Raw genomic sequence first — 18,571 nt, forward strand, 5'->3', positions numbered from 1 at the left:
ATGAAAGCCAATGTGCTCAGTCATGCAATCATAAGGAGAGAGTGGTTCGGTCACTATATATACCCGTTGTTGTTTTGTTTCAGTTTACTGGTATCGTTGGGCGCTTACCTGACCTTGGATTCATTGCAAACGGCTGTTGATGATTACATCAATGACAATCAAAAAGCCATGGTGGGCGGTGATGTTGTGGTCACTTCTCGCCAAGAATTTCCAGCAGAAGTCAATCAATGGGCCGCAGATTTACCGACTGAAAATGTGGTCAGGGATCGTCAATTCAATGCGATGACTTATGCCGGTGATGCCTCTTTACTGGTGCGGGTGAAGGCAGTTGATGTCAATTATCCACTTTATGGTGAGTTGAAGTTAGCCAATGGCTCAACTTTGGCTGGATTGAAACCAGGTCAGGTTTTGGTTGAACGACAAGTATTGACTGGTTTGGGTTTGCAAATTGGTGATCAAATGACTCTGGGCGAAAGCCAGTTAATGATTGCAGATGAAATTCTTGAAGAACCTGATAGGCCTTTGACTGCTTTTGGTTTTGGTGCCCGGGTTATGATGCTTAATAATGATCTTGAAGCCACTGGGTTAATGGGACAGCGCAGTCGAGTGAACTATCGACTTGAAATTAAATCATCGGACGAGCAAAGTGTGGTTTACCTCAATCAATTGAATAAGTTGACTGCTGCCAGCAAAATCAATGTCACCTCAGTCAATGACGCACAAACCAGTATTTCGACCTTATCCACCAACTTTTTAAAGTTCCTTAAATTGCTGGTCGTGGCTGTGATTGTACTTTCTGGGGTTGGATTAATGAGTGTGGTCAAAGCCTTTGTCAATCGACAACAGCACACCAACGCCATCAGGCGAGCGATTGGTGAACCGATAAAACAACTGAAAAACGCGTATTATCGTTTGTTTTTAATCATGACCTTGGCAGCAGTTGTCTTGGCCTATGGCCTCAGTCAGTGGGTATTGTATTTTGGTTACGATGCTTTTGCTGCCATCATACCGGCCCAAGTAACCTTGAGTATCAGTTGGCTCAGTGTGATTAAGGTTTTGGTCATTGCAGCAGCCTTGACTTTATTAATGACTCACAGCACCATCCAATCATTATCAATGATTAAACCAGTCGCGGTTTTACAACAACAAAAACAAACCACATCGGGCTGGTATTTTTCCAAATATTGGTTAATCTTGTCGGGTGCTTGTTTGTACCTTCTGATGTCACTGGAACTGTCTTCATGGTGGCTGGGTTTGCAAGTTTCTATCGGCTTGCTGTTGATCAGTGTGGTGTTTTGGTTCTTCAGTCAATTGATTTTGCGATTGTTAAAAATGTCAATTAACCGCCAGTGGATTAACCATTGGTTGTTCAAGCTTTCAATCCAAAATATTTTCCGCAAAGGTAACCAGTCGATGTTGTTTTTTACCACCATGTCGATGGCAGTGATGGTGATGTGGAGTATTGCTGCATTAAACCACACCATAGACCAGCAGCTGATCAGTACGTACCCAGAGGATTCGCCCAATATGTTTATTTTGGATGTCCAAAGTGATCAACATGAAACACTGGATGAATTGATCGTATCACCGGTGACTTATTATCCTGTGATCCGAGCCCGAATTGAATCTGTAAAAGGCGTACCGGCTGAAACCTTAAAGGATCAATTGGGTAATTATGACAACATCAGTCGAATCTTTAACCTCAGTTATGGCAATGAAATATTGCCAACGGAACAATTGATCGAGAGCCAAACCAGTAATCGACTTTATACCATTGATGAAAGTCAAACCGCATCAGGTGCTGTGCCGATTTCAATCTTGGACAGTTTTGCTGAATACCTGCAAGTTTCTCTCAATGATGAAGTGGTATTTGATATTCAAGGCGTACCAGTAAAAGCATACATCAGCAGTGTCAGAAGCCGATACCAAAGGGGGCCAAGTCCGTTCTTTTATTTTATGTTTCAACCTGAAGCCATGGCCAACGCGCCGCAAATTCAATTTGCCACTGCGAAAGTTGATGCTGAGGTGATTCCTCAATTACAAACCACCATTGCAAAACAGTTTCCTGGCATTACCACTTTGAATGGAGCCAGTATCGCTAAACAGTTGAAAGGTTTTGTCGATCAATTGACACAATTGGTCCAAATCTTTACCGGTCTGAGTGTAGTGGCTGGGGTGATGATTTTGGTCACATCATTGGTTTCCACATCTCAAGACAGGTTACAGGAGAGTGCTTATTTTAGATTGATGGGGATGTTGACCAAAGATTTGTATGCGATCAATGTGATAGAACTTCTGTTGCTGGGTATGTTGGCATTTGTATCCGGTGGGTTGTTGGGCTTGTTGGTTTCCTATGGTATCACCACTTATTGGTTTGCTTTGCCCTTTGTATTTCCTTGGGTTGTGAGCGTATGGTCGCTGGTGGTATTGATGGGTATTTTGTTGTTGGTCAGTTACCTTTATGGCAGGTTTGTGATTAAATCTAATGTGATGAACATGGTCAGACAATTGGTTTAAAGCAATAAATGTGGCCATTTTCAAAAATAGTAGCAAAAACTAATGTCCATCAATTTAAATCAATTGTTGTTATTTTATAGAAATAAAAATAGGATATATGTACATTTGTGTGGCAGAGAAACCAATTTTCCCCAACTGATTTGAGAAGCAACAAAAGATGACTGAACAGTCAAGTAGTGACAAAAATAAAACAAACAAACCAAGGACAGAAGGTATTGATGTTGGTGAAAATTTTGCCAAGCATTTGCATGAAATCCACAGGATATTTGTGCAATACCTTAATCCCAGATTGAAGAAATTTTATGACGGCTTGAATGATTTCTTTTTTGATTTGGCAGAAGCGGCGAGAAACAACGTTCAGCAGAATCAATACTTTGCTGCCATTGGTGACACGCGTAAAAACAACGCAAAATTGATGCGAGAATTTGCCAAGAACGTCAATATCATATTTCAAAAGTTCAAAAACCATGACTTTGTGTACTTTGTCGAACTATCAGCACAAACCGAACATGATAAAAAGACCTTAACACTGATTAAAGAAGATGATTTAGATCAAAAACTGGCAATCACCAATGTGACAGGCAAAATCAGTCAAATTTACCATGAAGAATTGTATTTACTGAATGAAAGATTTTCTGACATGGTAAGCAGTGGAGAAATTGATAATCAAAGCAACCCGATTGGTCCTGATGCCATCGTCAATGCCTTTGCATTGTCCTTAAGCGCGCTTAAATCCGAAAACAACATCAAACTAATCATCATCAAATTGTTTGAAAAAAACATGGTAGAAAGTTTAGGGCCTGTTTATAAGTTGGTTAATAAATACCTGAAAAAGCAGGGTGTCCTCCCTGAAATTAAGTTCGAGGTGAAACACAATGTCAGACAAAGTGATCAAGTCAGTAATTCCATCAATTATTTGGCGCAGGCTTTGTCAGAGACTGACGAAAACTATAAGAAAATAGCTGAAATTCTGCACCAAGATCCTGAACAGGTCAAAGCGCAAGAACCTGGTGCGCAATACACCCCTGAAAAAATAATTGAGTTCTCACAGTTAACCAATGCATTGGATCAAATTAAAGCCGAACTGTTGACTGACCAAGAGTTAGAAACCAAACAAACCATCAGTCCTCTTGAGTTAAAAGATGAGTTACTCCGTAAACTGAAGTCGCTTAAAGCATTGACCGGTAAAACCAAGATCAAACAAGCAGATATGAGGACGATAGACCTCATAGGTGAATTGTTTCAATTTCTGGTTGACGACCGGAATTTACCGGAAACCATTCAATTGGTACTTTCAAAATTACAATTACCTTATTTACAGATTGCGTTAAAAGATGAAACCTTCTTTTCTGACAAAAAGAACAATGCCAGACAGCTGTTGAATATCATGGCTCAATCCTCAATTGGGTGGACCATCGAAACCGATGAAAAAGGTTTGTTTTTAAATAAAATCAAAGAGATTGTTGGGTTTATCCTGAAAAACCATGAAAAGAGCATTAACTACGAAAAACTCATCATGAGGTTTCTGCAGTTTGAACAACAAATCAAAAAAAGAACCCTGATCGCTGAACGTCGTCATTCGGAAAAAATGTCAGGCAGAGAGCGTTTGAATAAAGCCAAAGTTGAAGCTGCCAAAGTATTGAAACAGGCACTCAAAGGACAAAAAGTTCCAGATGCTGTCAGGTCATTGCTACTGAAACCGTGGGCCAATGTTTTGGTCTTGTCTGAATTGCGACACAAAGAATCACCCAAGCTGTTGAAAAAATACCAAAAATTTGTTGTGGACTTGGTCAAAGCGACCAACCCTGAAAGTGATAAAAAGGCCTCTAAACTAATCATCGACAAGCTTTGTGAAATTATGCAAGAGGGCTTGGAGTTGGTGGCTTTACAAGAATTGGAGTTGAAAAAGAAATCCAAGGAAATCAGAAAAGTGTTGTTACAAACCAATGGCTTATCAAAAACCAACAAGCATTTGGCTTATATTGATCCTGCAGAAATATTGATGTTGTCAAAAGAGTTCAATAAACAGTCCAGTGTAGGGGCATTTATGAAAACAGATGTTGATCCTACAGTGGCGCCTGAAGATGCCAATCAGGCAGAAGATGAATTTCATCATGCTTCCCTCGAGGCTAAAGTAGAAGACTGGATGGAGTTCCAAACTGAAGAGGGAACCAAAAGGCTTAAAATTTCATGGATCAGTCCCATCAGTGGAAAACTGTTGTTCGTCAATGGCAAAGGAGGACGTGAATTTGATTTATTTCGGGTTGAATTGGCTGAAAAGTTTCGCAATGGTTCATGTAGATCTTTACAGCAATTACCGTTGATTGATCGCGCCATGCAAAGCATTGCCAAGAAAATGGAAGAAAAAACTGGCACCACTGAAGTTCAGTGATGCCAGTTAGATTGTTGTTTAAATTTTATCTGGATTGCGGGTATCAAATACTGATCTTTTAAACTTTTGTTTGTTTTTAAACTCGTGGTAAATGATTTCCATTTCCCCCATCATGGGATTTTTGATGGAGGTCTTGAAAGGAATTCTTAAGCCGTGTTGTTCGCGGTAATCAGCATAAGTGATTTGCACACCCACAGCACCCACTGATGGGATTAACAGTTTGGTTTTTATCTTAACCAAATCCCCATTTTCTATATCTACATATGCAGTGGTTACAGGCAGGTCTGTTTGTTTGAGTAACACCGCATAAACTGGTATTTGGTTGATTTCGGAACGTCCGAGTACTTTAATTTCATCGTAGTGATTTTGCCAATCTATACTGGCCAATGGGCTTTCACTCATGGCTTGTTTTAGGTATTTGCCGGTTAATTTTGTGTATGGGTTGATGCCGTAGGTGCTGCCATGTTTTTTGTTGACCACGGTAATGATTTGGCCAAATACACCAAAATCCATCAATTTTTTATAACTTGATTTGGCATCAAACTGTGTTTTCAACTGCCCCGTAATACCTGAGCTCTTGATATTAATCACACCGGTTAACTCAAATCCATCGTTCTTTTTTAAAGCTTTGATGCGTGATTTTGACTGTCTTAATTCCATAATCTGGTTAACAGAAGGCAGTGCTTCAACCACTGTGTCCTCAAGTTTAGGTGCGGTTTCAACCAATTCAATTTTGTTTTTATATAACTGAACTGCAGTAACCACACCAGCTTCATTTTTAACAAACTTGACACTGGTATCAGATTTGATGCGGAATTCACGAAAACCGTTTTCATCTGGTAATTGGAGCTCAAATGCCATTTGGTTAGGCACATCCATGGTTAATCGGTGGTTTTGGATGAGTGCTTTTATGTGACCGTTTAATTTTTTTGACTCATAGGAACCTAGGTACTGGTTAAATGTGCCTGTATCAACTTCCGGCTCTATGTTATAACCTTTGCGAGGTAATTCGAAATTCATGCCATTTTGTTGCATCCGCATGGCAGCCACATTACCTTGTTTTGATAAATCGAATGACACAGAAATGGAGTTGGTCACTTTAAAGTACCATTTCCCAGTTTCATCAGGGTCTAACAACTCATAAACAGTTTGTCCAGGAACATCGACTGCAGGACTGCCATTATCTTTGATTAAAAAGGTAAAGATGGCATCTTTGAATGGTCCAAAATTGGCATGGTATTCACCAACGAATTCCTGATAATCTGTTTTTGTTTCTTTTATTTCTTCTTGGGTTGCCAAGTGACGCCAAACCATGTTGATTGACTCTTGTTGTAAGGGCGTGGCTGTGAGGTTGGTTAACAACACAAACCCCAACTTTTCGTCAGGCAACAAAGCCACTTGTGCGCCATAACCATCGATGTTTCCACCATGTTCAATGACTGGACGGTTTTGCCACTTTCGTAACATCCAACCCATGCCATAATCGACCGTGCTGGCAATATCAATTTGTGCTTGATGGGTTGCTTGGAGTTGTTGTTGTGAAATCAAGGGTTGTTGGTTGACTTTTCCTTGATTCAGTTGGAATTTGATCCATTGAGCCATGTCGTTGACGTTGGAATAAATGCCACCGGCCGGAGCCACGTTGTTTAAATTTCTGCGTGGCATCAAATCATGTTGCTCTGTTTCTTCATTCCATTGATAACCCAAAGAGATGTGTGGACTGGACTCAGCAATTTCATGAATTGAAGTTGTGTTATTCATCCCTAAAGGTTGGAGTATCAGGTCATTTAATAGCGCATCCCATGATGAATCAGACAACTTTGCCATGGCTTCACCGGCGGCTAAATACATCACATTGTTGTAATAAAAGTTCTTTCTGAATGCATCGACGGGTTCAGCTTTTGCGGCTGTTTTCAGTATCAGCGCTTTGCTGGCTTTGCCATTGGCCCACAATAAATCGTTGCGGGTATATCCAGTGCGGTGTGACAGCATGTCACGATAGGTGATCGGTAATACGTCACCGTCAACTGTAAACTGATAATCTGGCAATTGTGCTGTCACCAAATCATCCCAAGCCAGTTTGTTTTGATCTACATACATGCCTACCATGGTGGCAGTGAATGCCTTTGAGCTGGAGCCTATAGAAAACACAGTTTCGGCTGTCACCGGTGTTTTCTGTTCAATGTCCATGACGCCAAACCCTTGAGCTATGATGATTTTGTCATCTTTGACCACAGCGATGGCCATCCCAGGGATGCGGTACTCATTGCGCTTGGCTTCCAGCTCGATAGAAAGGCGTTCTATTTGTTGTTGTAAATGATTTGGTTCGGTGAATGCATAGGCTGGTAAGGTCAACATCACAATCAGGGTGATCATTAACAGCATCGCTTGAATGGGTGGTTTGATTTTCATATTCTTTTCCTGTTTGTCTGTCTGAGTAGTTGGTTCAACTGGTTTCCGAATCTGCTCGGTACACATCGAAATTTATGTCTTCCAGTCGGTTGTTGTGTAACATGTACCCCATTGAAATGACCACGATGAATTGTAAGAACAAACTCATCGCTACAGGCATCATGGATTTAAGACCGTGGATACTAACGGCGAGGGCGAAGACCATAAAAAACGCGCAAGCCATCATGGTGTAACAATACGTTTTTATAACCAGTGTGATTGTTTTTATTCGATCAGTTTTACTTTGATAGGGATCAGGTTTTTTACCATAAATTAACCAGCTCATCATGCCAAAGAAAAAAGCATAACAGAGCAACAGAATAACACTCATCTGAAAGGCTTTTCCATCCAGTTCAAATTTGCAGCCCTCGATATAAAAAGCAATCACAACAAAAACAAAATAAGTAATGATAACGGCGCTTAATAATTGGGGTGATACGTATTCAGTTAAACGTCTTGGAGCCAACGTGGCAGATTTTTGCTTTCTGGTGTCTTCTTGTTTCATCAGTTTAGACAGTCTAAAACCAAAAATTTCTAACAACCAAGTCGGAATCATTTGGATCATGAAATAAACCCAAGGAAGCATTTGGTTGATTCCTTTTTCACTGACTAAGCTGCCTTCATGGACATAATAGACGATCACCCAGCCTAAGATAAAAATCAAACCATTGATAATGCCGTAAAAGCTGGACATTTTTTGGTAGTAATTGGTCGATTTTGGGTACAGTTTCGGATGGGTAGATTCTGGGTACTTTTTTTGAATGGTACGCATTCTTTGTAAAAGTTTCCCTGGGTAAAACACAGACAGTAAAAATATTTGTGTCATAAAAACGAGGGTAAAAATAGATAGGTTTGTCATGTTATCCTCCTTGAGGCTGGTTAAGTACATCAGCAAAAGCGATGCGAATTTCTGAATCTGTGACGCCCGCTTTTCTAAAGGTGGCGATGGTTTCTCTGAGTTGTTTGGTGACCCAGGCATTGAGGTCAACTGTGCAGTTGGCCATGGCATCAGGGTGAATGAATGTTCCCCTATAACCTTTGGTTTGAATCACTGAATCACGTTCCAATAAACGATAAGCCTTGGCCACGGTTTTGTTGTTCATTTCCAAATCATTGGCTAACTGGCGGATCGATGGTAAAGGATCGCCTGGTGCGACTTTGCCATGCTGTACTGCTTGTTTGATTTGCATCACCAGTTGTGAAAACATCGGTGTTGCACTTTCTATATCGACTGTAATTTCCATCGTTTATAATGTCCCATATGTACCGTATGTCCTAATGGTACAACTGGTTCATATTAAATTACAAGAAAATTCTGCTGAAATTATTCAGGCTGTTTCGCAGGTATTGCAAAATTATTGTTAATTTATCTATTGAAAACAATAGGTTAAGGCTTAACAAATAGATGCTTTTTAAGATGTATATAGTTTGGTGAAAACGGTGTCAAAAGTATTTAATGGTGGTTTTTATTGGGCTTGTACCCCACCGGGTGTCCACAATGTACCCCCGTGAATTGCCCTTAAATGAAACATCAATCAGTGGGCTGTGGCATCTTTATGAGTATTGATGAACCGCATCATGGTGATGGCCAACATGATGGCCAGGAAAGGAATGCAGGTGTACAGGATGCCTTGCCATTGGTAGTTGAATAGCACCCAGCCAGCCATCAAGGAAGACAAGCCTTGAAAGGTGAAGATGCTGAAATCGTTGATGCCTTGGACTTTGTGACGTTCATGGTTGTGATAGCTCAAAGGCAATAATGTGGTGCCAGCATAGAATAAAAAATTCCAACCAATGCCTAATAAAATCAGTGCCCACCAGTAATGCAATAACTCATGACCTTGACTGGCGATGACCACCACGCCAATGAACATCAAAGTACCCACCAATAAAAAGTATTTGGTTTTGATTCTAGAGCCCAACCAGATGGTCAACAGAGAAGGCAGGTACATGGCGGCTACATGTGATTGAATCACCCACTTGGTGTGTTCCAATGAATGGTTGTGAAGTTGGTGCATACTCAATGGGGTGGCTGTCATCACAAAACTCATTAAACCAAACCCCAGAGCCGCAGCGACCATGGCCACTATAAATACGGGTTGTTTGGCAATTTCAGTCATCGAGCGGGTGGGTTGGCTGATGACATCTTCTGCTAATTCGGGTGCTTTGAACCTTGAAACAATGGTGATGGCAATTGCAGCCAATATCATGATACCGAAAAAGGTACCGGTATAATCTTGTGAAGCAGCCATCCAGTCTTTACTGACAAAGGCCAATTCAGGACCTATCAAGGCAGCGAAAATTCCAGTCAACATCAAAAGTGAAACGGCTTTGGGTATGTCTTTCTGGTCAGCCAAGCTTTCTATCGCTGCAAACCTGAGTTGTTGCGCAAATGAACCACTGAAGCCCATCACAAAAGCTGCAGTAACAAAAAGATAAAAAAGTGCAGTTTTTATGGCCAATACAGCCAATAAACCACCAACTATTCCAGAACAAAAGCCCAACATGGTCGCTTTGCGCCGGCCAAGTTTTTTGGCCAAAAAGGCTGCTGGAATGGTGGCCACTGCTGTGCCAGCAATCATGAATGACAAAGGCAATGTAACCAGTGATGGACTGGGAGCCATTTGTTTTGAAATGATGCCGCCGATGAATACCATCATTGGGGCCGCCGCTGTAATCAGCGGTTGGGTTAAAAACAAGATGCTGATGTTTTTATGCAGTCCAGAAAATCGATTGATCAAAAAAGAAATCAGTAACAATGCAATAAATATCATCAATAATTGGTACATGAAAGCTTCGTCCTAAATATGGTTATGCGTGGTGAAATAACAGATTGTAATTCTGCTGGGTGAAAATAGCGAACATCAATCAAGCAGATTGATTTTTATTTCATGTTAATAAAATAGGTGTCTACAATTCGCGCCTGTTGGACAATGGGTTAAAAAAGTCAGTATATTTAGCAACATAAAATATGAACCAGTTGGCTTTTTCCACCGCAAGCCTGTTTATAATGGCTGTAAGTAAATATTAGATGCGATCATCATGACAAACAGAACTGGACAAAAAACAACAGGTAGATTTTATAATTCATTGGATAGGAATTTTTATATCTACCGTCAGCGATTGTGGGTAGTCTTGATTTTGTCGTTTAATGTGACCGTACACGCTAAGCTGCAAACGCAACAGAATGAGGTGTTCACTGCGGAGACTTTCGCCTGTACATTGTATCAAGTGGCAAGCCAGCAGGTTGATTCAAAGCATGCAGTCAGTTTGCATTGTGAAGATGACCAAGGATTGTCGTATGAAGTCAAAGGATTGAATGCAGCGATCAAACAACAGTATTTTCTGGCCAATCAAGCCATTGAAAATAAATTAATGGAAGGCCTTGAAAGAATGACTGGCATCAAAGCAACGCACACGGCACAAATGTTGAATGCCAAGTCGAAACTAAGACAACAACTTAAGCAGGCAGCACATCCAAAATTAATGGTCAGTCATTTTCAATGGTTCTCTGACAAAATAAATATTAATGACCAATCCAATTGGCAGGTTGATTGGGATGAAGTGGCTATAGATGCCAAATTGAAAGATTTTTCAGTGGCCGAAATGTCTAATTTGTTGGCCGTCACTGAAGGTTTGGTTGAAAGAACGGCTTTGGTGATTCATGTCACCGCCAATGATTTCAGTACCACAGCGACGCCAACTTCATTGGGTGATTCTGTTTTTGGCACCGATGGAGACGCCGTTAATTTGGCCTCTCAATACAGCGCTTGTTCCTATGACCAGTTTAATTTCTTGGCAGCCCAAGGTCAGCACATTGTTGATGGCGTGGTCCAATTGACCATAGATATGGATGTTCAAGGCATTTCCAGTGGGACTGTGAGGAACGCAGTGGTTACTGCGGGCAATGAATTATTTGGTAGCTTGTTTTCCCAGGCCGATCACATCATGTTTGCTTTGCCACCAAATACAGATGGCAGTTGGATTGCTTATGCTTCAGTGAATGGTTCATCTTCGGTATACAACGACAATTGGGCCACCTATGTCAGTGCTCAAATGCATGAATTGGGGCACAACTTGGGTATGGGACATTCAGGCATTGGTGGCAATGAGTATGCCGACACTTCTGGCATGATGGGTTATTCATATTCCAATGATGATGGTCCCTTGATGTGTTTTAACTCGGCAAAAAGTTCAAAATTTGGTTGGTACAATAACAAAGAACTGACCTTCTTTGAGGATGATTGGCTAATTGGGCAGGGTACTTGGTCAGGTAAAGTCATCGGTTTGGCTGATTATGATCAAGTGGCAGCAGATCAATATGTATTACTCAAAATTCATACAGAAAATGGTAATGTGAATTCCTCCAGTCTGAACATCAATTTTAATCGAGACGCCGGAATCAACAGTGGGACGCGTATTGGAAAAGATCGGTTGATGGTGGTATCAACCAACTCGCCAACTGGCTACAACACCACTTTATTAGAGGCTGACCTTGGAATTGGTGAATCGCATACTTTTGCAAATTATTGGCTGAGTGGTACGGATTTAATCATCACCGTGAACGATATCAGTACAGACGTCAATGGTTTGATGTATGCTGATGTTGAAATCAGTGTTGATTTCAATATTCTGGATATCATTTTTGGCAATGGATTCGATTTGTAGTATATCCCGCGTTTAAATAGTTATCCCAGTAATGCATGGAATCTCTGCTTAATGTTGAACTGAACTGGAATAGGGTGCTTATTTGACATAGCAAAACCTTTTAAGCCATTCAAAGTGAAAATGAATATGGACAAAGATAAGAAAGTACAGCAGATCATCCTGATCGAAGGTTTGTACAACGTTGTGGTTCTGGTGTTGAAAGTGATTGTGGGCTTGGCAACCCATTCATTGGCAATTTTAGGTGATGCGATTCATTCATTGACTGATGTTTTGAATAATGTGGTGATTTGGATGGTGATGCGCGTGGCGGTTAAACCTGCTGATGATGATCATCCTTATGGCCACAGAAAATTTGAGACCATGGGGGTGTTTGCCTTGGCCTCTTTGTTGGTTGTTTTGGCGGTGGAGTTAATACTTCAAACCATCAGAGCCGAAAGTCAGGAAATCATCAGTGAACCTTGGGGTCTGGGATTGATGATGGTGGTGCTGTTACTGAATATATCCGTTTCCTTATGGGAACGTCATTGGGCCAAGAAACTGGACTCCGATATTTTACTTGCCGATGCACAACATACCCTGGTTGATGTGATCACCACAATCTTGGTGATTGTCAGTTGGCAACTCTCAGTCATGGGCTACCTGTGGTTGGACAAGTTGTGTGCGGTGGGTGTGGCTTGTTTGGTGTTGTATTTTGCGTTTGGTCTTTATCAAAAAGTGGTGCCCATTTTGGTCGATGGATTTGCCATTGACCCAGAGTTGTTAAGTAAAGCGTCAATGAAAGTGGCTGGGGTCAGGGAAGTGCGACAGGTGCGTTCTCGCTGGATTGGTGACATCAAGGCCGTCGACTTAATCATTGCGGTTGATGCACACCTGAACATCACTGAGTCGCATGACATTGCACATGAAGTTGAAGACATATTGGTGGCCGCGTTTAAAGTGGCCGATGTTTCCATACATGTAGAACCTTATGAGGTGGATTGAATTGATGAGAAGCTTATGCCACCCAACCCATAAAAGGTATCAATTGCAACACAAATAAAGTGACCAAACTGACGGAAGCAACAGACATGGCTTGTAAAAATCGTCGTCGTTTCATGTCTCTGAGGTATGAGACTTTGAGTAATTCATAGGACAACTCTTGTTCAATGTTCATACCATTTAATTGGTTCATGAATTCAGACATGCTTTTACCATTGCTTAAGTAAAACAGACCTTTGACTTGATCTTGGTCTTTCAATACTTCAGGTGCGACTCGTCGAGTGGGGTACAGAACTGAGCCAAAAAATGTAGCCGGTAATATAATCAATATCCAAGTGGCGATGGTCGCCAAGTGATACCACTGCGTTGAAATCCCCGACCATGTGTTGAACTTTATCACCATTCCGATGGTGAAAATAAACCCAATACCGACAATTTGTGCTTTGGTGTCATAGGTGCGTATGTTGTCTTGAGCTTCTTTCAAGGCCGCATAGATGAATTGGGTTTTCTGTTCACTGAACAAGGGGTGTTGTTGCACCTTCTGGGTCATTTTGGTGACGGACATGGCGGTAATTTTTGAAGCCGTAAAAGTTCGCATTCTATCCGAGTTTATTCAGACAGGCTATGCCTTTTTGTGCTAAATATAGGTTTTTTTGTTTATATTCTTAAGGTGAGGTCGATCAGTCAATTGAGCATTTAAGGGTTATAAAAAATAACCCTTGATCACAGCCTTATTTTTTGTCAGTCAGTTTTTCAAAGACCACAATGAATCGATCGGTTTTGCCACGTACTTCAGGATCAAAAACAGACTGGCTTTTGTCATCATCTGGGTTGGCCAATGCAACAGATTCAGCCACCCGTTTAAAGCCCAATGCTTCCATTTGATCAATCGCAAAGTCTTTTTCAATGCGATGCAATGAATGTGTATCTTGGGCTTGACGTGCTGAGTTGGCTTGGTGGTCAACTATCAGAAAGCGTCCTCCTGGTTTTAAGCCGCGGTGTATTTGTTGAATGAAGTTGTTATGATCAATTTGTGGCCAATTATTGACCTTATCGTCATAAAATAAATCATGGTAAGACATGATGATGAGCGCCGCATTGAGCGTATTTTCCTGGATACCCAGGTCATCGACTTCACGATCATGTTGAATCATTTGAGTCATGTTGTTTTGGCTCATGCGTTGACTCAAGGCGTCATTGACAAAATTTCGATAGGCTTGGTTGTTGTGCAAATAGACCTTGCCGCCTTCACCAACCACTCGTGCGATCAATTCTGAGTAATACCCACCGCCACCGAATACGTCAAACACGACATCACCATGACCGATGTTTAACAAGGCCAAAGTGACATCTGGACGGCTTCTTGTGTCGCGTTGTCTGTCGGCTTCACTGCGATCTGGGGCAGACAGGGCTTGTGTGATGATGTCACTTGCGTGGTTTTCTGGCTTGTGTGCTTGAACAGGTGATAATATTAATATCAATGAAATCAGGATCCATGATTTATACATTTTAAACCTCGTTTTAGGCTTTCAACTCTGTAGTTATTATAACAGTTCTGTATGGTGGGTAATGTGCAGATAGTCATCGACTGTGATATTACATTTGGCTTGAATGAATGATCATTGGAACGACTCAGTAAAAACCAGGCATCATGGCAGACATTGAATTATAATTGCTGAGACAAAAGAAACAGACACCGCAATAATGAATTGGTTGGCCCACACATTACTTTCTAAAAACAACATTGAATACCAGCTGGGGAATGTCCTGGCTGATCCTTTAAGAGGTGCTGCATGGAAGGGTGCCAGCCAATCATTGATTGAAGGCATGAAAATGCACAAAGCAATTGATAAATTCACTGATAAACATCCGGTTTTGACATTGAGTAAGTCAAAACTAGGTTCCAAGGGTCACCTCAAGGGCGTGGTATTGGATTTATTGTACGATCATTTTTTGTCGCAAAATTGGCAAGCCTATTGCCGATATGACCTGACAGACTTTTTGTTGGTGTTCAATCGTAAGGCCTTTGTGTCGTCTCGTGATTATCCTGACAAAGCCAAAAGGATAGTCAGTCGCATGGCTGAGACCAATTTATTGGGTAATTATCAAACATTTAATGGTTTGATCATAGCTTTAGAACGCATCGATCAACGCCTATCGGCCAGAACGCATGCCAGGGAAACTGCCACACAATACTTGCCTGTTTTAGAGCAGCATTATGACGACCTCAAAGCAGACTTCACTGCATTTTTTCCTGAGTTGGTGGTGTATTTTAAAAACCATCAACTCGGTAGTGCCAACAACCATTGTTTGCTTTAATCAACAGCTGGCAACGCATTGATTTTACAATGACCATTAATAACCATTAAATGAGGCAAACCAAACAACCATGAAATTACTGCTACCTTTGTTGTTTTTTCTATTGAATGGCTGTACGTCCAAGGACATAGACAGGTCATTACAAATCAAAGCGATTGACGAGGATGTTTATCTGCATACATCTTTTAAGATAATTGAAGGTTATGGTTGGGTAGGTTCAAACGGCTTGGTGGTGGTCATTAATCAGCAAGCCGTTATTATCGACACGCCTTGGTCAGAACAAGACACAGCCGAATTGCTGTCGTGGATTGCCGCACAAAATTTGACAGTGGTGGCCAGCATTTCAACCCACTTTCATGACGACAGAACGGCAGGTATTGGGTTGCTTAATGCGAAATCAGTGCCAACCTATACATCTTTATTTACCGATGAAATCCTCACCAGTAAAGGCCTGCCTACAGCCAGTCATGTATTCACAGGGGATCATGTTTTGATGTTCAATGAACGGCTGGAAATTTATTACCCTGGTGAAGGACACAGCAGTGATAATTTGGTGGTGTGGTTACCGCACAATCAACTTTTGTTCGGTGGTTGTTTGGTCAGGCCACTGGCATGGCAGAGTTTGGGCTTTACCGGAGATGCCAATGTAGCGCAATGGGCTGATTCAATCAACAACATCCAAAGTAAATTTCCAGTCATTGATAAAGTGGTCCCTGGTCATGGGGAGATGGGTGATGCAGCTATACTCAGCCACACCATCGACTTGGTGGGTAAGCATTGAAGTTAAACTAAAATACCGCAAAGTGGGTTTCATGATTTTCTTCAATCACTTGAGCTGATTGATGCCGCCCAGACTTTGACAACAATTTGACAGACAGTGTAGGAAAATACGTCTTGCAAGTTTTTACACCCTTCAACAACCAATTAATTGGGAGAATCACTTTGTACTTAAAAAGCAAACAACAACAAATCTTCGGATTGGTCTTCTGGCTGCTGCTGTGTTTTGGTATTTCTGCCATAGGTGCCATGGCATCAATCCAAGCCAGATCGTTTTATGTTGAGTTGATCCAACCGGCTTGGGCTCCACCTGGGTGGTTGTTCGGCCCAGTGTGGACAGTGTTGTATGCGATGATGGCGATAGCTGCATGGTTGGTGTGGCGCCAAGGCGGATTCAAAGAGAATCGAGTGGCACTGACATTGTTTTTGCTGCAGCTGTTCATCAATGGACTGTGGAGCTGGTTGTTTTTCGCCTGGCAAATGGGTGCAGCCTCATTATTCAATATTGTTGTGTTGTGGGGCTTGATCGTGGCAACTCTGTGGACATTCATACGAACCAGTCATTGGGCAGCGGGCTTGTTGGTTCCTTACCTCTTGTGGGTCAGTTTTGCGACCGCACTGAATTATGCCATGTGGCAATTGAATCCACAGATACTGGGATAGTATGTGGTTTTTAAATTGCATGCAAATTCTTGGATTTTATGCTGTTAAAGAAACAACGGTATGTCAATCAATTGGCATACCGTTGGGTTGTTACGAAAAAGGCCCATTGAGTGCTTAATCAAAGCCATTGCGAAAAATCAAATCATTTTCTCTGATCATCAAGGATGTCAGCTTTAAAGGATTTTCAAATTCGCCAAAGGACAATATGGTATAAAACCACCGCCATGTCCGGTTGCTGGGTGCATAGCTGAGAATCCAATGATTGTCATAATTAAATTCATCCTTATAGTCCCCATCATTTTCCAGACTGATCCCATATTCGCCGGTTGACATCATACTGATTGCATTGATGTTTTTGTAAACCCCAATGCCGTCTATGGATGAACTTGAGTCATACTCTAAACTGAAAACACTGCCATCATAACGAACCATGTCGGCCGCAACAACACCCAATGAGCCGATGGTGGCTGGGCCATCAATAGAAAAAATCAAATCCCCATTTTCAACGTCGAAAGTAAATGCATTGATGTTGATGTGTTGGAGGTTTTGTGCCACCGAATCAAAGAAATAGCCGAAAGTGGTACAGTTAAAATCATTACAACGGATGATGTCAGATTTTAAGACTGAAGCGCCATTAACTCGAGTGTCCACATCAAATGAAAAATATTTTGTTCCATCGACTTCGTAATGAAAGCCGTCAACAATGGCCCCTCTGATGTCTCTGATTACCGTTGGTGAAATTGAACCACTGGGTGCTACACCATCGCCATAGTCAATCAATAAGTCATTTGGAAGAATGGAAATTCCGCCGTCATTGAGGTGACCGATGTCTACCGAATAATTAATTTGTTGTACATAACTAGGAATGGCTTGAGCATGGACAATCATTACATTGAACAACAAAGCCAGCATCACTGAACCTTGTTTGATGAGTTGTTTATTCATTTCAGTTCTCCTCAAAATTAAGGACACAATGAACTACCACAAGTACTGCCATTGGTGTAGTTAAGACAATTGTCAGCGCCATTATTTGACAGGTATACATTGCTACATGTGATGGCAATTATGCTGAAGTTTCGATTGCCTACGGCATAAGAATCTTTAACAAACAATCGACTGAATAAGCCATTGCTGATGCCTGTATCTAAATTTCGGTTGGCCACACAGTTACTCACCATGCCATTAATAACTGAAAAGCCAAATTCATTTTCACTGCTGTGGATGTTTTCAGCCACATTGCCTCGTGAGCTGGATGAGGTTAAGCTGATACCTGTATCAAAACCTTTGACCGTTCCGTTTTTGACTTTGACGTTTTTGCGGCTGACTGCTGAAACACCATGTGCGGTCATGCCATTGTTGGTACAAACTAAAGTGGTGTTGTCACCAGTGCATGTTCGAGGGCCAATGATGGAAAATCCATTGAGATCCAAGGTGACATTGTCGGCATTGATTTGAATCACATCGGTGGTGGTCGATGATGAAACGATGTTGGATGTCAGTTGGTAACTGCCGGGTTCAGTGATGGTTATTGGAAATCCACTGGAGTCCCCAGGAAAACAACCAAAGGCATCACAAATGTCGTTAATTGCAAAAACCCCGTTACTGGCGTTGGCATGACCGAACATCAAAGCACAGCTTAATAAAATAATTTTTTTCATAAAATTCTCCTTACTTAGTCAGACGATAAAAATGTACCTCAACGAGACCACTCGCTTTTGGCTATAAACATCTATTCGAGAATTGGAATGAATTTATGACATAAAATATTTAATTAATGTTTTTGTCTGTGTATCAAGCATTGGCTCA

The 18,571-nt window shown here is 41.3% G+C and carries 15 protein-coding genes; 7 read left to right on the forward strand and 8 right to left on the reverse strand.

Annotated features, from left to right (window positions below; genetic code table 11):
* Together CCS90_RS12465 and CCS90_RS12470 are read left to right on the forward strand one after the other, a co-directional pair.
* Positions 1 to 2,517, forward strand: a complete 2,517-nt coding sequence (locus CCS90_RS12465) for an ABC transporter permease (RefSeq protein WP_099019900.1) — start codon at positions 1 to 3, stop codon at positions 2,515 to 2,517.
* Positions 2,518 to 2,674: 157 nt separating this feature from the next.
* A complete protein-coding gene (locus tag CCS90_RS12470; protein ID WP_099019901.1) occupies positions 2,675 to 4,909 on the forward strand; it encodes a DUF1631 family protein in 2,235 nt (744 codons plus the stop codon).
* A gap of 18 nt (positions 4,910 to 4,927) precedes the next feature.
* Here the strand turns inward: CCS90_RS12470 and CCS90_RS12475 are convergent, their stop codons facing one another.
* From CCS90_RS12475 to CCS90_RS12490, 4 genes are all read right to left on the reverse strand, one after another.
* A complete protein-coding gene (locus tag CCS90_RS12475) occupies positions 4,928 to 7,321 on the reverse strand; it encodes a serine hydrolase domain-containing protein (RefSeq protein WP_162846861.1) in 2,394 nt (797 codons plus the stop codon).
* Between the two features lie 34 nt (positions 7,322 to 7,355).
* Entirely contained in the window at positions 7,356 to 8,219 is an 864-nt protein-coding gene (locus CCS90_RS12480) for a hypothetical protein (protein WP_133566509.1), read from the reverse strand.
* 1 nt (position 8,220) lies between these two features.
* Positions 8,221 to 8,604, reverse strand: coding sequence for a GntR family transcriptional regulator (locus tag CCS90_RS12485; protein ID WP_099019904.1), 384 nt, complete (start codon positions 8,602 to 8,604; stop codon positions 8,221 to 8,223).
* A 291-nt stretch (positions 8,605 to 8,895) separates the two neighbouring features.
* Positions 8,896 to 10,149 carry an MFS transporter gene (locus CCS90_RS12490; RefSeq protein WP_099019905.1) on the reverse strand — a complete coding sequence of 418 codons (1,254 nt, stop codon included), beginning with the start codon at positions 10,147 to 10,149 and terminating at the stop codon, positions 8,896 to 8,898.
* A gap of 253 nt (positions 10,150 to 10,402) precedes the next feature.
* Between CCS90_RS12490 and CCS90_RS12495 the strand changes: the two genes are divergently transcribed.
* Positions 10,403 to 12,028: a metallopeptidase domain-containing protein gene (locus tag CCS90_RS12495; RefSeq protein ID WP_099019906.1), complete on the forward strand. Its 1,626-nt coding sequence runs from the start codon at positions 10,403 to 10,405 to the stop codon at positions 12,026 to 12,028.
* Between the two features lie 126 nt (positions 12,029 to 12,154).
* Complete coding sequence (locus tag CCS90_RS12500) at positions 12,155 to 13,009, forward strand: cation diffusion facilitator family transporter (RefSeq protein WP_211337043.1); 855 nt, start codon at positions 12,155 to 12,157, stop codon at positions 13,007 to 13,009.
* A 13-nt stretch (positions 13,010 to 13,022) separates the two neighbouring features.
* On the opposite strand, the gene CCS90_RS12505 is transcribed toward CCS90_RS12500, so the two are convergent.
* Both CCS90_RS12505 and CCS90_RS12510 read right to left on the reverse strand, forming a co-directional pair.
* Complete coding sequence (locus CCS90_RS12505) at positions 13,023 to 13,571, reverse strand: Pycsar system effector family protein (protein WP_133566508.1); 549 nt, start codon at positions 13,569 to 13,571, stop codon at positions 13,023 to 13,025.
* A 166-nt stretch (positions 13,572 to 13,737) separates the two neighbouring features.
* Positions 13,738 to 14,514: a class I SAM-dependent methyltransferase gene (locus tag CCS90_RS12510; protein ID WP_099019909.1), complete on the reverse strand. Its 777-nt coding sequence runs from the start codon at positions 14,512 to 14,514 to the stop codon at positions 13,738 to 13,740.
* Between the two features lie 196 nt (positions 14,515 to 14,710).
* Here CCS90_RS12510 and CCS90_RS12515 point away from each other — a divergent pair, with 196 nt between their 5' ends.
* The 3 genes from CCS90_RS12515 (at position 14,711) to CCS90_RS12525 (ending at position 16,765) form a co-directional block, all read left to right on the forward strand.
* Positions 14,711 to 15,325, forward strand: a complete 615-nt coding sequence (locus CCS90_RS12515) for an acyl carrier protein phosphodiesterase (protein WP_099019910.1) — start codon at positions 14,711 to 14,713, stop codon at positions 15,323 to 15,325.
* Positions 15,326 to 15,395: 70 nt separating this feature from the next.
* Entirely contained in the window at positions 15,396 to 16,106 is a 711-nt protein-coding gene (gene bla, locus CCS90_RS12520; protein ID WP_099019911.1) for a subclass B1 metallo-beta-lactamase, read from the forward strand.
* Between the two features lie 161 nt (positions 16,107 to 16,267).
* Positions 16,268 to 16,765, forward strand: coding sequence for a TspO/MBR family protein (locus CCS90_RS12525; protein WP_099019941.1), 498 nt, complete (start codon positions 16,268 to 16,270; stop codon positions 16,763 to 16,765).
* Between the two features lie 114 nt (positions 16,766 to 16,879).
* Here the strand turns inward: CCS90_RS12525 and CCS90_RS12530 are convergent, their stop codons facing one another.
* Positions 16,880 to 17,710 (reverse strand): hypothetical protein, encoded by an 831-nt coding sequence (locus CCS90_RS12530; protein WP_099019912.1) that lies wholly within the window; start codon positions 17,708 to 17,710, stop codon positions 16,880 to 16,882.
* A 17-nt stretch (positions 17,711 to 17,727) separates the two neighbouring features.
* Positions 17,728 to 18,423: a hypothetical protein gene (locus tag CCS90_RS12535; protein ID WP_099019913.1), complete on the reverse strand. Its 696-nt coding sequence runs from the start codon at positions 18,421 to 18,423 to the stop codon at positions 17,728 to 17,730.
* Positions 18,424 to 18,571: the final 148 nt, after the last annotated feature.

This window comes from Marinicella litoralis, assembly GCF_002591915.1.
GTDB lineage: Bacteria > Pseudomonadota > Gammaproteobacteria > Xanthomonadales > Marinicellaceae > Marinicella > Marinicella litoralis.

Bases quoted from the DNA above. Each gene is read 5' to 3' on its own strand.
- bla (WP_099019911.1), top strand. From the start codon at position 15,396: ATGAAATTACTGCTACCTTTGTTGTTTTTTCTATTGAATGGCTGTACG.
- CCS90_RS12485 (WP_099019904.1), bottom strand. From the start codon at position 8,604: ATGGAAATTACAGTCGATATAGAAAGTGCAACACCGATGTTTTCACAA.
- CCS90_RS12475 (WP_162846861.1), bottom strand. From the start codon at position 7,321: ATGAAAATCAAACCACCCATTCAAGCGATGCTGTTAATGATCACCCTG.
- CCS90_RS12495 (WP_099019906.1), top strand. From the start codon at position 10,403: ATGACAAACAGAACTGGACAAAAAACAACAGGTAGATTTTATAATTCA.
- CCS90_RS12510 (WP_099019909.1), bottom strand. From the start codon at position 14,514: ATGTATAAATCATGGATCCTGATTTCATTGATATTAATATTATCACCT.
- CCS90_RS12515 (WP_099019910.1), top strand. From the start codon at position 14,711: ATGAATTGGTTGGCCCACACATTACTTTCTAAAAACAACATTGAATAC.
- CCS90_RS12530 (WP_099019912.1), bottom strand. From the start codon at position 17,710: ATGAATAAACAACTCATCAAACAAGGTTCAGTGATGCTGGCTTTGTTG.
- CCS90_RS12465 (WP_099019900.1), top strand. From the start codon at position 1: ATGAAAGCCAATGTGCTCAGTCATGCAATCATAAGGAGAGAGTGGTTC.
- CCS90_RS12470 (WP_099019901.1), top strand. From the start codon at position 2,675: ATGACTGAACAGTCAAGTAGTGACAAAAATAAAACAAACAAACCAAGG.
- CCS90_RS12535 (WP_099019913.1), bottom strand. From the start codon at position 18,423: ATGAAAAAAATTATTTTATTAAGCTGTGCTTTGATGTTCGGTCATGCC.
- CCS90_RS12500 (WP_211337043.1), top strand. From the start codon at position 12,155: ATGGACAAAGATAAGAAAGTACAGCAGATCATCCTGATCGAAGGTTTG.
- CCS90_RS12505 (WP_133566508.1), bottom strand. From the start codon at position 13,571: ATGTCCGTCACCAAAATGACCCAGAAGGTGCAACAACACCCCTTGTTC.
- CCS90_RS12480 (WP_133566509.1), bottom strand. From the start codon at position 8,219: ATGACAAACCTATCTATTTTTACCCTCGTTTTTATGACACAAATATTT.
- CCS90_RS12490 (WP_099019905.1), bottom strand. From the start codon at position 10,149: ATGTACCAATTATTGATGATATTTATTGCATTGTTACTGATTTCTTTT.